Origin of the sequence: Chitinophaga sp. CB10 (assembly GCA_001870995.2) — a bacterium.
Classification (GTDB): Bacteria; Bacteroidota; Bacteroidia; order Chitinophagales; family Chitinophagaceae; genus Chitinophaga.
Map to the genome: position 1 here is coordinate 61,835 of MLAV02000004.1, position 14,115 is coordinate 75,949.

Here is a 14,115-nt window from a genome sequence, read left to right on the forward strand (position 1 = left end):
AAGAGTCATAAATATTTTTTTTGTAGAGAGATCTGCCTCAACTGCAGCTGTACCTGCCCGTCCCCGGGAATACCAAACTGTAGCACTGTTGGCAATTTGATACCTTCGCAAAACTGGTACCCGGCGAATTCGAGATGACTGTAAAAGAGTTGCTGAGGCGATCTGCCATGGCCAGGTTTTTCCATGACCTTCAAACCGCCTGCTACGTCATAGTAATACTGCCAGCGCTCCCCCTGCGGTGTTTCCACCTGTATCACGTAGGTTTCCATCCCGTTTATATGCAACGTTTCCGGCAGGAGGACCGTTTTGAACCCGGCATCAAAAAAGTGCAATTCAGGAATCAACGCGGCGCTTAGCCACAAAGCCTTTGCATCTCCCGCAGGGAAAACTCTATTGGCCCCATAAACAGATAACTGTATCCTTTCCGGCGACGCCCGTAGCGAGGATAATTCCGTATGCAAGGCCTCCATCTGCAAACTCAGGTGCGAACTATCCGGGGTCCATTGCCGTCCAAAGGTGAGCGCTGCGGTATCGGCAGTGGTATAGCGCATCGCTGCATGCCGGAGTTGCTTTACCTGCTCCTTCCCTCCTATGGCGGCCAGGTAAGCGTCTATCACCTGCGCTGCCGTAAGACCTGCCGGCGCCAGGCCTTTGGCCCCGCTGCCTGTCCAGGTATTGTTTGCCCGCTGGCTGTCCGGCACTACTCCCTCCGGATCCAGGATCACGGCCGTCACCGGGGAGGTGGACGGGTAATGGAATACGTGCGTCTTTTGCTGTTGCCAGAGTTGCACCGGCAACGTCTGCCGGGACACTTTCCCGTTAAACTCCCGCACTTCCACGATCACCGGCGCCGGCATCTGCCCCCTGTTTTCCAGCGTGATGTACACGCCGTTGGCGGGATTATTCTTCACGTAGGCCACGTCAGTAACGGCAACGTCTGCACGCCAGTCATGCAAAAACCAGCTGTTCCACCACCAGCTGAGATCCTCGCCGGTGGCGCTTTGCAGGGCGCGTAAAAAATCATTGGGAGAAGGATGCCTGAACTTCCAGTGATGTACGAATTCGTTGAAGGCCTTGTCAAACCGCTCCTTCCCTATGACCACATTGCGGAGCAGTGTCAGCGCCATGGCCGGCTTCATGTACATATGCATGGCCATTTCATTCACGCTGACGGCAGCCGCAGGCGTTTGCAGGGGAGGCAACGGAGGATATTCGGACATATATTTCAGCCCTGCGCCGTATTCAAAATTCGGCTGGCCGTTCAGCCTTTCGCTGTTCACGAGGTTGATGTAGGTGTTCAGCCCTTCGCACATCCAGCCGTGGCGACTATCAGCAGCCACCATCATGTTGAACCAGTTGTGCCCCAGTTCATGGTTGGTTTTCGTCCATACGCTGTTGCTGCCAAAGCTTTGCTGGTAGTTGATTACGGACACGCCGGGGCCGCCCACGCCCGTAATGCCGCCGCCAATATTTACACAAGTAGGGTAAGGATAAGGCTCCAGGAAGCCGGAGTAGGATTCCAGTATGCGCTTCATCTCCGCGGCGATGCTCCGCCAGTCCTTATGACTTTCCACCGGGTACAATGCCATGGCCAGCGCGCTACGTGTACCCGGCAGCGTTACCTTCACCGCATCCCAGAGGAAGGCGGAGGATACGGCCCAGAGGCCGTCCCCGGCATTGTCAGCCCCGAAATGCCAGGTACGTGTACCCGTAGGCGTTAGCTGGTCCGCGCCGGTTAACACATGGACGACCGTATCGCTTTTCCACGCGGCCTCATAGCGCTGCAACACAGCCGGGGATAAGACTTCCCGGGGGTTCATCAGCTGCCCTGTACCCTGCATGATCATATTGGCTGGCAAGGTGCAGTACATATCCAGGCGGCCCGGCTCTACATAGTAGCCGGCGTTGAACACGTTCCACCCCTGCAGGTCATCGTACACGCATACCCGCGGGAACATGCCCCCAAACTGGTACACCTTCCCGCTTGCGGCAGACAACACGCCCATATAGTCGGACCCATCGAGGGGCAACACAAAATCATAGGCCACACTCAGTTGTACCTGCCGGCCAGGCGCCAGGGGCTCCGGCAGCAGCACTTTCACGTAGGTATCCGTCGTTTCAAAAGCGGCAGGCTTCCCTCCTGCCAGGGTGATGGCGTGGATGTTACAGCCTTCCGTAAATTCCTGCACGCCAAAGCGGACGCCCTTTACCGGCGTGGTAACCGACGCGCGGGAATCCCGTTTGAAACGGTTTTGCATAACAGTAAGCCAGATGTAATCCAGCGATAGCGGACTGTTGTTCCGGTAGGTAATATTCACCTTTCCGCTAACGCGGCGGGAGGCCGTATCAAAGCTCACGCGTATCTCATAATCGGCGCGGTTTTGCCAGTAGCCCGGCCCGGGCCTGCCGTCAGCCGTACGCTGTGCATTGGCCGGCGGCAGGTTGACGGCATAGAACGCTTCCCGCGCGCTTACGCTGCTGTCTTTCCTTACCTGCGCACCGCTCTCCGCGCCGGCAAGCAAACACGCCACCAACAGCAGCTTTGGAAAAAAATGGTTCAAAATAATTCGTTTAGAATGACGGAGGAGGATTAATCTCTCATTTTATAGCAGTTCGCAATGAGGCGTTCAAAATTTTCATCTTTTGAATATTTCAGGTGCGCATCGATGAAATTGCCTTTCGGATCAATGGCCACCCAGCGGGTAATGGAAGTGAGGCAGTAACGGAGCATGAATTCCTGCGCCTTCGGGTCCGACCTGTCGGCAGACAGGAAGAGGTTATTCACCCCGTTGATATTTTTCCTTACGCTGAAGCGCTTCCACTCTTCCTGGGTTTCTGAATCGGGCGCTTCCCAGCAGATGGTCAGGAATACAATATCATTTTTGTCCTTATAGGAATCCGCGATCTTGCGGAATAACGGCAGGCCTTCCACGCAACCATGGCACCACATGGCCCAGATATCGATAATCACCACCTTACCCCTGAAGTCAGAGAGGCGCACGATATCGCCGTTTTCATTTTTCAACGCGAAGTTATAAGCAGGCAAACCAGCTTCCAGCTGGGCATACGCCTGGTAGAGCGAGTCGCATGTTTTTGCGCCGATGCTGCCCGGCCGGAGCGTGGCTTTCGCAAGGGCGCTGATTGTTTTCATTTCCGGGAAGAAGCCCCTGTTACGGCCTTCTACCAGGAACCAGTTGGATGTAACTTTTCCGCTTAATACATTGGATTTACACTGGCTCAATAACTCTGTTACCTGGTTAACGGTCGTAAGGGTGGAGTCCTGCAACTTACGGCCCGCCCACCAGTACAATACGATTTCCCGGGTGAGGCTTTCGCTGCCCACCGCAGGGATGGCGGCATCGCCAATGTTAAAGCCCTGCAGGTACCAATCGCCGAAGCCGGGAGTAGTTTTTAATTCAGGATGCGCTTCTGCAAATCGATATTTTAACTGGATGCGGGCTTTATCTTCATAGAAGTCCACGAGTTTTCGTGCAGTCGAACCCGTTATGTTGGCTTCCGCCAGCAGCGTGGCCACGGCTTTTTCGCAGCCGGCAATAACGCCGTCCAGCTGCTGCGTAGTGGCGGCGGTTTTTATATCTCCCCCCTGGTAAATACTATCAATCCTATATAACAGCGCATGCCTTGCAGCATGTTTACCGGTCCAGCGGGCGCTGAACGGGCCTGCAGGCAGGGCCGCAAAATTATCCTTCAACGTCAGCGCCATATCCACCGTTTCCCCGGCTTCCACCAGCACCGCCGTTTCACTCACTGAAATGATTTGGGTAGCGCCGGGAATGGTTTTATTAAACGCAGCAGTGGGTGTATTGGCAGACAACAGGAATCCATCTTCTTTAAATTCATCCATTGCTTTACCTCCCATGTAGCCCACCCGCACGAGGCCTCCGAAAGTCCGCTTAGCGGTCACCTGCAATTGTAATTTTGCCGGCGCCGCAGGCCCTGTGGCATACATACTGTTCCAGCCAAGCATCATCATCAGAGATAGACTAATTGCTCTCATTATTTTAACGGTATTAGTTATTATAAAGGCAATCATCTTCCTGAAAAGGGTGAATCCCCCCGGTTATTTTTTTAATAATTTCCGGGGGGATGCCAACGCGGGTTATGGCTGGTCGCCAATGGCCTGTAAGTCTATCCCGTATTCATTCCGGAAGAAGTTACAAACCACTTCATACTTTTGGCGGATCAGGCCTTTGGTATCGTAGCCCGGCCGCAGGATGGTGTTTTCCAATTCCGTGCGCGGCCTGCTTGCAATGTAACACGCATACATGCTAAAGTCCCAGTAAATACTGAGGTCAAATACCAGGGAGGTCGTTCCTATAAGGCCATTAGCGCCAGGCGTACTGGTAGCTTCTTTATAGTATGGCGGCGCCAGCTTTACAAATTCATCCGGTATCTTCATGGCGCCGCTCAATACCGCATGCTTGATGTAAGCGTAGGTAAGCCACTCCCGGAGCGTCCTGCGGGGGTATTGCTTCTTCAGGAAATTACTGTCCGCCCAGCCGATGGCCAGCGTGGTGGAACTGGCAAACGTACCAGTGATGGAGGGATACAAGAGTTTTTCCGTACCGGGCAAACCCGCATTATTGGTATCAATGGAGGCAGCCAGCAATATTTTATAGGGCATTGTCTTTTGCAGGAATGTTTCCGGGTAATACTTTATGAATACGGAGTTGAAGAGTTGCAGCGTCGTATCAATATAAGCCGGGTTGGCCGGCTTTGCATCCACCCGCAGGGTAGATATCACCTCGTAGGCAATATCATACCTGCTGAATTTATACAGGATGTAGGATTGGTATTTATCCCGGAAGGCGAGTATGGTATCATCATACGGCTGATTGCCCTGCGGCAGGGTGAAAAAAGGCGGATTAGGCGCAGGCTGCAGCGCCGCTTCCTTTTTGCAGGCATAGAGGCCGCACAACAACAGCAACAGCCCGAGTATGGTTTTTATGGATGTATATTTCTGCATGGTAATGTTTGTTGTTTGCAACTGATTAAATGGGCATTCGCCGGGTACCGATCGTTTCATTCTGACCGAGCCCCCTGTTCTTTTCCAACACCTCCAACGGGATCGGGATGACATATTGCGGATCACGTTTCTTCAACTCGTAAATCTCCGTGGTGTTTTTGGTGGGCATATAAGTATGCTTTATAGCCGGCATTCCGTACCTGCGGAGGTCGAACCAACGGTGCCCACATTCCATGAACAGCTCTCTCCTTCTTTCCAGGCGGCAGCGTTTCAGCAATTCATCTGCCGGGCCCATGGTCCACCGCTGGAATTTGGTTTTATCCCAGCGGCTGGCGCGCAGTCTGTTCAGGTCATCCAGGGCTTTTTGCCCGGCCTCGGTATTGCCGGTGGTACGGTACAACTGGATGTACGCTTCCGCGCGGTTCAGGTAAGCCTCCGCGCTCCTCCAGGCGCAACCCATGACCGTTTGCGAGGAGGTGCCTACGTTTTTTAATTGCGAAAAAGGAGTAAGCACATAAGGCCGGAAAATTTCCGGCACTTCCATGATATACTTTTCTTTACGCAGGTCCCCGTCTTCCAGGATGGACATATAATCGTAGGACACGTCGTAGGCCACCGTCATACCGGATGGCTGATGCTCAAACACACTGCCGAAGTACCAAATCACCTCCGGGTTGCCCGGCGAGATGAATGGCAAGGGCGTGGGATCATTGGGGTCAGGCATGGGGTCCCACTGGGAAAAGTCCATCAGCTGCGGGTGGCGATTAATCACCACCGTGGCATGCTCAATCACCTTCTCCCATTTTTCCATGTAGAGGTTTACCCGGGATGCCAGCAATTCCGCGCCTATGTACGACATACGAAACGAGGGCAGTTGTAATTTTTGTTGCTCCAGCAGTTGAATGGAAGAATCCAGGTCAGCGATCACCTGGTCATATACGGCTTTTACGGAACTGCGCTGCGGACTGTCGTCCGAGAGGTTGGCATCCAGGCGGAGCGGCACGCCGGGGATTTTATCCGGCGTGGTGGAAGAGTCGTTATAAGGCATGGCAAACAGGTTCACCAGCATGAAATGATAATAGGCCCGTGCCGCGAAGGCTTCCCCCTTGAACTGGATCTTCTCCTGCCGGTTGCCGGTCGATCCGTCCATAGACTGGATCACCACGTTGGCGCCGAGTAACAACTTGTAGTACGTACTCCAGGAGTCCATACCAGTAGACGCGTTGGTACCGCCGTTATTTTTACTGAGCTCAATGAAATCCGGCTGCCATTGGTACACCGGCGCGCTACGGGTAAGGAAATCATCGCCCGGCAACGCGTCCCCGTTGAATGCCTGTACATCGTCATCCATTAAACTCAGGTAAGGTTGCAACAGGGTGGACGCTCCCGGAATCCCTTCGGTATATAATATTTCGCTAAACTGCTTGGTAGTTTTTGGTATGACCTCGAATTGCGACCGCTCTTCCAGGAACTTTTTACATCCGCTGAACGGTACTGCCAACAAAGCCAACAGGTATAACTTCTTCATAAAAATAGATTTAATGGATCTGCATTATAAACTCAGCGTCAGGTTGAAATTGTATTGCCGCGCTATAGGTAACGCAGTGGTGCCGACTCCGTCCGTTTCGGGGTCCTGCCCGTTGAGCGCTTTGCTGGCAATGGTGAATACCTGGCTGACCGATAAACCACCCGACAATCCCTTCACGCCCAAACGCTTTATGACAGCAGGCGGGCAGGTATAAGAGAGGTTCATGCTCGGACAACGCAGGAAGTCGTTACGCACCGCACGTATATCCGACCTCGTATATGCGGAATAAGGATTATCCAGGAGTTTGCCATAAGCCTGTGCAGCCGTCTGGTCTACCAGCGCGGGAATATTCGTATGCGCCTCATCGCCGGGCTTACGCCAGCGATCCAGCAGGGCCCTGTTGGCATTGCCAAATGGCGGCGGCACCCCATCATTGGTCTTATTCAGGAAGAGGGGGTCTAAACGTTTGTGGCTGCCGAAGGCATAGGCGAAAGTGCTGTAGAAGCTCAGCTGTTTGTAACGCGCATTGATGGAGAAGCTACCGTTCATTACCGGTTGTAACTGTCCCGAATATACGAGCCAGGTAGTTGGATCTTCTACAACAGGGTCCTTGCTCTTGTCGACATTATCGAATAAAGGCAATCCGTTTTCAGGTGACAGGCCGGCGAATTTATACGAGTAAAAGCCGCTGATGGCCTTGCCCGGCACATTGGCGTTGCCGGTGAAATAGCTCTGGTAGTCGTTGCTGAATTGATTGTCGCCGATCTTATTTATGTTCCTGCTGTTGATGAAGGTCATACCAATGTTGAAGTTTTTCTGACGCACGATGTCTACATTCAGCGTCAGCTCTATCCCTTTGTTGACCAGCCTTCCCTCGTTCTTATACATCGTGGTGATCCCATATTCTGCCGCAATGGTGCGGGCCATAATCAGGTCGCGGCTTCTTTTGTAATAAAAGTCCGTGTTGATACTCACCCTCCGGTCGAACAAGGCCAGGTCCATCCCCAGGTTTACCTGGTGCGTTTTTTCCCAACGCAGCGATGGATAAGGCAGGGATTTGATGTTCAGGAAGGGGAAGCCGGTGATAGGGTTGATAGCGCCGGTTGACGGGTAGGATGCAATCAGCTCCGGCCCTACGGCATCCACCACGTTGCCCTGGGAACCATAGGAGCCCCGCAGCACCAGGCCGCTGATCAGGCGGCTGGTTTCCAGCCATTTTTCGCTGGATACATCCCAGCGGCCGGAGAGGCCGTAGTTAGGCAGGAATTTGGCATTGGAATACTGCCCAAAACGATTGGAGCCATCGGACCTGGCCGTGGCGCTGAAAACATATTTGCCTTTCAGGCTGTAGGTGGCTGTTCCCATTACGGAAAACACGTTGTTCAGGGAGTTGGTGATACGTAGGTCATCAGCTGATTCATGCTGGGAAAAGAAGGAGAAAAAGTTTGGCCCCTGTCAGGGAAATAGCCCGGCTGCGTGGTCCTGTACAGCTTCTGCTGGGCAGAGCGTGCCTCGGTACCCAGGAGGAATGCCAGCTGATCCCGCTCTTTGAACAAGCCTACCGAATAATCCAGCATATTGGTATTCGTAAAGGTGGAAGTAAAGCTGGTAGCGATGTTAGCCAACCCGCCGTAAGGTATCTTGGATTGGGTTACCTGTGTGGCAGTGGGCGTATATCCCATGTCCCATCCCCGCATGGCGGAAATATAATAGCTGTTTTCATAAGCTGCCATAAAGCTCTCGCTGTTATCCAGCACGGCGTTGATGGTACTCCTGATGAACAGGCGTGGCAGGATCTTATACCTCGCATTGACGCTTCCGATCATAGACCGCACGCTGCTCTTATTTTCCGTGTTGGCTATTTCGTTCATGATATTAAACGTGTTGGGCCCCGGGATGGGCAGGCGTACGATGGAACTGGAAGATAAAGCATAGGTGAGGTCCGGCGTCAGCGCCCTGCTGGTGCTGAGCGCATAGGTCTGCGGCTGCACGCTGGGGAAATAGCCTTCATTTTTGTTGAGGTTACCCTGGAGGCGCACATCCAGATCCAGCCGTTTCCCACCCTGCGTTTGCAGCCCTATGTCTGCCGTGTACCTGGACAGGCGGTCGTTTTTAGGCAGTCCCTTGTTATCCGTATAGGAAAAGGAAGTATAGTAGGTTGTTTTTCCCGCACCACCGCTCATACTCACGGAGTGCGTCATAGACAACTGGTTTTGGTATAAAACTTTGAACCAGTCGGTATTATTCGTTTGCAGCTTATCAACAGCCGTGTTGAATTCCGCTTCCGTAATTTTCTTTGCGTTGAGTAGCATGAACAAGCCTTCGTAAGAGTAAGGCTCGTCGAAGAAATCGCTCAGGGTTTTATGCGGCAAACCGTCCTCCATGAGTTGGCGGGACAGCTCTACCCTTTCCGCGGAGTTCATCAGTTTCAGGTTAGCATAGCTGGGGCGTTGTTTGAAGCCATAGCTGGTATTATACACCACTTGCATAGGCCCGGCCTTTCCCTTTTTGGTAGTCACCACAATTACCCCGTTGGCGGCGCGCACCCCGTAAATGGCAGTGGCGGCGGCATCTTTGAGGAAAGTGATGCTTTCAATATCGTATGGATTAAGGCCGCTCACGGCGGAGCCGATCATGGAGAAGTCGCCGGACTGCGCATCCGTCACCACGTTGTTCAGCTGCGTGGCGGAGATGTTTACCGGGTCAGGGCGCACTACGTTATCAATCACCCATAACGGGCTGGCGTTACCCACGAAGGTGGAAGTACCGCGTATGCGCACTGTAGGGCGCGCGTTCACGCTCCCGGAGTTGTTCATGACTAGCAGGCCGGGTACTTTCCCCTGCAACATTTTATCCACGCTGGGCACGCCGGGTATCAGCACTTCGGCGGCATCCAGTTTGAATACCGAAGCGGTGGACATGCGGGCATCGATTTTCTGATACCCGTTGACCACCACTTCCTGTATCTCCTGTACCGCAGTATCCATCACAATTTTGATCAGGCTACTGGTGTTGCCGGCGGAGAAGGAACGTACAATTGTTTTCATACCCACCAGGGAAAAACGTACCGGTTGCTTTTCGTTTACCACCAATCCAAACAAGCCGTCGGACTGGGTCGTGGTGCCCATCGACTTCCCGGAGACGGCGATGGACACGCCTTCCAGGGGAGCGCCCTGGCTATTCAGGACCTGCCCCTGGATGTAGAATCCCACCCGCTCATCGATGACGGAAGAATTTTTTTGCGGGTAGATTACGATCCCGCCGAAGTCCTCTATGAACTCGAGCCCGGAATTAGCCAGCACCTTTTTGAGGAGGTCCCCCAGGGTACCGTCCTTATGGTCTACCGTAACGGCGGGGCCTTTGCGGATGAGGTCATTGTTGTAGGTAAACCGTACTTTGGTGAGGTCGCGTATTTGCTTCAACACGGTGGACAGCGGCAGCCCTTTCGAATGATACGTCACTTTCGTTCCCAGTAAATCTGATTGCCATGCGCTGGCGCTGACTGTTGTAAGCAGCATGGTAAATAGCAGCAGCAATGGCAATGCATAGCCCTGCACGGCCCTCCTGAACGAGGGTGTGCCCTTCATTGTTTTCATCTTGATTGATATTAGTTGGTTAAACAGTCTGGCTCACCTGCTGATAGCGGATACCGATGCCACATTTAACTGATTCTCTTTATTCACTTATTTTCTTAATACTTCAATGTTCCTTCCCTGAATACGGAATTGAATGTTCCCGGTAATCAGGCTGATATGATCCAATACCTGCTGGAGGTTGGCCGGCTGGCGCATGTCCAGCGTGAGCTGCAATTGTGTGAGCGCCGGCTCCTGGCAGCTGAAGGTATAGTCGAAGCTGCGGCCCAGGCTTTGCAGGATATCTCCCAGCGCGGCTTCTTCGAAATAAATATCTCCTTCTTTCCAGGCGGTATAAATCCTGGTATCTACGTTGGTACGTTGCTGTTGGCCCGTACGGCTATCGTACTGGCTTTGCTGGCCCGGCGCCAGCACTATGGTTTGGCCGTTGGCGGCGGCGCTAACCTTCCCGCTGACCAGGGTGGTTTGCACAGCGGCGTGGTAGTTGTTGACGTTAAAGGCAGTACCGAGCACGGTTATACGTACATCGCGGACTTCCACCTCGAAGGGTTGTTGCGCATTGGGCGCCACGTCAAAGTAGGCCTCCCCTTCCACGGCCACGCTGCGAACGGGACCGGCGAATATGGTAGGATATACCAGTTTCGAAGCGGCGTTGAGCCATACGTGGCTGCCATCTGCGAGCACGATATGCGCCTTATTGCCACGGGGCACGAGGAGGGTATCCATGAGTACTGTTTGCGTGTTGCCGGCGTTATATTGAATTACGTTGGCGCTGCTCAGTTGTACGGTAACCCCATTGGCCAGGCGGGCGGTTTTCCCCGCGCTGTCCAGCGCAACGGACAGGCCGTTGCCCGTTTTTATCTGCACGCCGGCAGTGGGCGGCAAGATAGCCTGGGCCAGCGCTGCGGGCTTTTTGGCGGTATTGGTATGCTGCAGCTTCCACCAGGCGCCGGCCGCGCCCAGCAGCACTGTGAGGGAGGCGGCTACCGCCAGGCGTTTGCGCCAGCGGACTTTCAAGGTACGCTGGTCCCTGGCTGCCACAAAGCGCTGCCACCCTTCCTCTGTAGGGAAGCGTTCCTCCGCTTTGGCGAGTTGCTTCATTTCCATAGCTGCGAGATACATGGACTTCTCCGCTTCGGTGAGCTGGCTGGTGTCAGCGTCTTCCAAAGCAGCTAAAATCTTATCCCAATTGATATCTTGATCTGGCGTATCCATAATGATCTGTATTAAAGGCAATGCAATTCCGAAAAAGGGTGAATCAAAAATCTCCTTTATTTAAAAAAACCAGGAAGGCGATGTAAATAAACATCCATTCACATTCTTTTCTGAGGAACTGGTAAGCCAGTTTAATCTGCGTTTTAACGGTGTTGACGGAAATATTCAGTTGCCCGGCGATGTCGCGGTACGACAATTCATCGCGGTTGCTCAGCAAAAAAATGCGGCGGCGCTGCACGGGCAAACGGCCGATAGCCGCCCACAAGGCAGCATGGCGGCTCTCCTCCAGCTCCTTGTCATCGGCCGTATCCGGCGCCTGATCCATGAAACCGGCAGGATCGTTAAATACTACTTTACCGTTCTTTTTCAGGTAGTTTAAACAGGCATTGCGTACTGCTCTTGTTGCATAATTCCTAAAGTTTTGTGTGATCCGGATTATATTGCGCTTATCCCAGCAGTACAGAAAAAAGTCCTGCACAATGTCCTTTGCAGCATCTTCATCTTCCAGTACATAATATGCTGTGGCGCACAATATAGAATAGTGGCTACGAAAAAGTTCTTCAAAAGAAGCCGGCTCTATAGAGTTTGGTTGATACATATCGCGTTTGGCACCCGTAAAATTATCAACACAAAATAGCGTAAAAACCGGAGAATCAATATTTTCAGGACTTTTTATTTGACATGACGGCGAGCATGCGCACGGTTTCGGCAAGTTGCTTATCCCTGGCGCGACTCATCAGCCAGTCCTGATACCGGGCGCGTTTTTCCGCCGGCAGTTGGTCATCCACGGTTCCTATCATACTAAGTTGCTGATCGGGTGGTAAGGTAAGCGCACTGTCAACAGCCAGTTCGTGCCGGCGGCTTTCCTGCAGCTGTTTGCGGTACAGCTGTTTGTTGAGGCTCACCGGTTCATTTTCGTGGCGATGGAGCCACTCTACATGATCCCTGAGTTGTTGACAGGCGGGGTCGCTGGCAATTCTTTCATTTGCCTGCCGGATAGCTTGCTGCATAAGGGTTGTATTGGCGTATGGTTGAAAACGGGCGGCTGGTATGGAATCCGCCGGCATGGCGGAATCGAAATCCTTTTCCCGGATCCTCGCGTATATTTTTTTGCTTGGGAAAATAACATCCGGTACTACTCCACCCAGCTGGGTGGTGCCGCCGTTGATACGGTAAAATTTCTTAATGGTGAGCGCCATGCTGCCATAGCTGATATGGGGAATGCCGCGGGCACTGTCCCCCAGCTTGCCCATTGGATAAGTGATTTGCATGGTGCCTTTCCCGAAAGAGGTAGGGCTCCCCACTACTATGCCGCGTTTGTAATCCTGTATGGCGGCGGAAAATATTTCGGACGCGGAGGCGCTGCCTTCGTCGACCATGACGGCCAGGGGGCCGTCGTACAGGGTTTCGCCCCCGTTCCTGATATGGTAGGATTCAATGCCGTCCTTACCTTTGCCTAATACCACCGGTCCTGATTTCACAAACAGGCCTGTCATATTCACTACTTCGTCCAGGGAGCCGCCGGGGTTGCCTCTCAGGTCGATCACCATCCCTTCTACTGCTGCCTGCTTCAGCTTTACTACTTCCATGGCTACATCCCGCGCGCAACGGACGCCGTTGATATTTTTGGCATCGAGGTAAAATTCCGGCAACCAGATGTACCCGATCTTTTTGCCTCCTTCTTCCACTACCGCGCTCCTGGCGGCATTAGCGTCTTCCTTGATTTCTCCTCTCTTTACTTCTACTTGCTTCACTTCGCCGGAAGGCTTGCGCACGCGCATTTTCACGATGGAGTTGAGCGGCCCCCTGATGAGGCGGGATGCCTCTGTGATGCTCATGCCTGCCACGTGGATCATTTTCCCGGAGTCGTCGCTGAGTTCGAGGATGCGGTCATCCGCCTGCAGCAGTCCGCTGAGGTCCGCCGTACCGCCGGGCAACAGGCGTTTGATCACGATGTCCCCATCCCGGGAGGTCAGCTCCATACCCAGGCCAAAGTAGCGGTGCGTCATCATGCTTTCCCACAAAGACGCATCGATGGGCGCCATGAAGGTGGTATGCGGGTCCATTTCCATGGCTACCGTATTCATAAAAGCGGCAAAGCGGTCGTCCGAAGCGGTGTTGCTAAGGAGGGTTTTAAAGAGACCATCCATATTGGCCAGCACGGCTTTGCGCGCGTCGGCTTCCGCTGCGGCGTCCGACTTACTGCTGTCCGCCTGCTGGATATCCAGCATTTTCTTCAGCACTTCATATTTCATGGATTTGCGCCATATCTCTGCCCTTTCTTTTTCATTTTTAGGGAAAGCTGCCGTTGCCCGCGAAGGCAGTGCGGTTTCGTGCTTACGGAAGTCCAGCGGCCGGGCAAGCAGGCGGCGGTAGAGCGCCTGCAATTCGGTGAGGCGTTGCCGCTGGATCGTATATGCGGCATTGATGTATTCGAGCGACTGTGCGTTCAGCTGATCATCGATCAGCGTTTCGTATTGGCGCAGGGCGTCTACATCCGATTGGAGGAGGGTATTTTTATTTGCGTCCAGCACGTTCAGGTATTTCTGCCAGATCCGTTGGGAGAACTGATCGTTCAGCGCTTTGGGCGCGTAATGTTCGTTCTTTATACGGTTCAGCACCAGGCGCATGGTGGCCTTGCGGTTGATTTCCTTTTGCGGGTCGGTATCTTCACCGGCGATGGCCTTATAGCCCATCAGCAGCAGTGGCAGATAGCAGTAGTATTTGGCGATGGTCATATTTGTCCTGTTTAGTATAGCTCCGGCTATGGGAGCAACTATTTATGACAAAGG

9 protein-coding genes are annotated in these 14,115 nt (G+C 53.2%); all 9 read right to left on the reverse strand.

The window, feature by feature from the left end:
• Positions 1-5 precede the first annotated feature (5 nt).
• On the reverse strand, positions 6-2,561 hold the full coding sequence (locus BOC67_RS07585; RefSeq protein WP_291908932.1) for a M1 family aminopeptidase: 2,556 nt from the start codon (positions 2,559-2,561) through the stop codon (positions 6-8).
• Positions 2,562-2,590: 29 nt separating this feature from the next.
• Positions 2,591-4,018, reverse strand: coding sequence for a peroxiredoxin (locus BOC67_RS07590; protein ID WP_291908936.1), 1,428 nt, complete (start codon positions 4,016-4,018; stop codon positions 2,591-2,593).
• A gap of 102 nt (positions 4,019-4,120) precedes the next feature.
• On the reverse strand, positions 4,121-4,987 hold the full coding sequence (locus tag BOC67_RS07595) for a hypothetical protein (RefSeq protein WP_291908938.1): 867 nt from the start codon (positions 4,985-4,987) through the stop codon (positions 4,121-4,123).
• Between the two features lie 25 nt (positions 4,988-5,012).
• Entirely contained in the window at positions 5,013-6,515 is a 1,503-nt protein-coding gene (locus BOC67_RS07600; protein ID WP_291908939.1) for a RagB/SusD family nutrient uptake outer membrane protein, read from the reverse strand.
• A 24-nt stretch (positions 6,516-6,539) separates the two neighbouring features.
• Complete coding sequence (locus BOC67_RS07605; RefSeq protein WP_291908942.1) at positions 6,540-7,880, reverse strand: hypothetical protein; 1,341 nt, start codon at positions 7,878-7,880, stop codon at positions 6,540-6,542.
• A gap of 17 nt (positions 7,881-7,897) precedes the next feature.
• Positions 7,898-10,111, reverse strand: coding sequence for a SusC/RagA family TonB-linked outer membrane protein (locus tag BOC67_RS07610; protein ID WP_291908944.1), 2,214 nt, complete (start codon positions 10,109-10,111; stop codon positions 7,898-7,900).
• A gap of 87 nt (positions 10,112-10,198) precedes the next feature.
• Complete coding sequence (locus BOC67_RS07615; RefSeq protein ID WP_291908946.1) at positions 10,199-11,323, reverse strand: FecR family protein; 1,125 nt, start codon at positions 11,321-11,323, stop codon at positions 10,199-10,201.
• A 43-nt stretch (positions 11,324-11,366) separates the two neighbouring features.
• Complete coding sequence (locus BOC67_RS07620) at positions 11,367-11,921, reverse strand: RNA polymerase sigma-70 factor (RefSeq protein WP_291908948.1); 555 nt, start codon at positions 11,919-11,921, stop codon at positions 11,367-11,369.
• Between the two features lie 64 nt (positions 11,922-11,985).
• The gene (locus BOC67_RS07625) at positions 11,986-14,061 is read right to left on the reverse strand and encodes a carboxy terminal-processing peptidase (protein WP_291908951.1); all 2,076 of its coding nucleotides are present in this window, start codon (positions 14,059-14,061) and stop codon (positions 11,986-11,988) included.
• Positions 14,062-14,115: the final 54 nt, after the last annotated feature.

Coding starts and splice junctions, on each gene's coding strand:
- BOC67_RS07590 (WP_291908936.1), bottom strand. CDS start 4,018: ATGAGAGCAATTAGTCTATCTCTGATGATGATGCTTGGCTGGAACAGT.
- BOC67_RS07595 (WP_291908938.1), bottom strand. CDS start 4,987: ATGCAGAAATATACATCCATAAAAACCATACTCGGGCTGTTGCTGTTG.
- BOC67_RS07600 (WP_291908939.1), bottom strand. CDS start 6,515: ATGAAGAAGTTATACCTGTTGGCTTTGTTGGCAGTACCGTTCAGCGGA.
- BOC67_RS07605 (WP_291908942.1), bottom strand. CDS start 7,880: ATGGGAACAGCCACCTACAGCCTGAAAGGCAAATATGTTTTCAGCGCC.
- BOC67_RS07610 (WP_291908944.1), bottom strand. CDS start 10,111: ATGAAAACAATGAAGGGCACACCCTCGTTCAGGAGGGCCGTGCAGGGC.
- BOC67_RS07615 (WP_291908946.1), bottom strand. CDS start 11,323: ATGGATACGCCAGATCAAGATATCAATTGGGATAAGATTTTAGCTGCT.
- BOC67_RS07620 (WP_291908948.1), bottom strand. CDS start 11,921: ATGTATCAACCAAACTCTATAGAGCCGGCTTCTTTTGAAGAACTTTTT.
- BOC67_RS07625 (WP_291908951.1), bottom strand. CDS start 14,061: ATGACCATCGCCAAATACTACTGCTATCTGCCACTGCTGCTGATGGGC.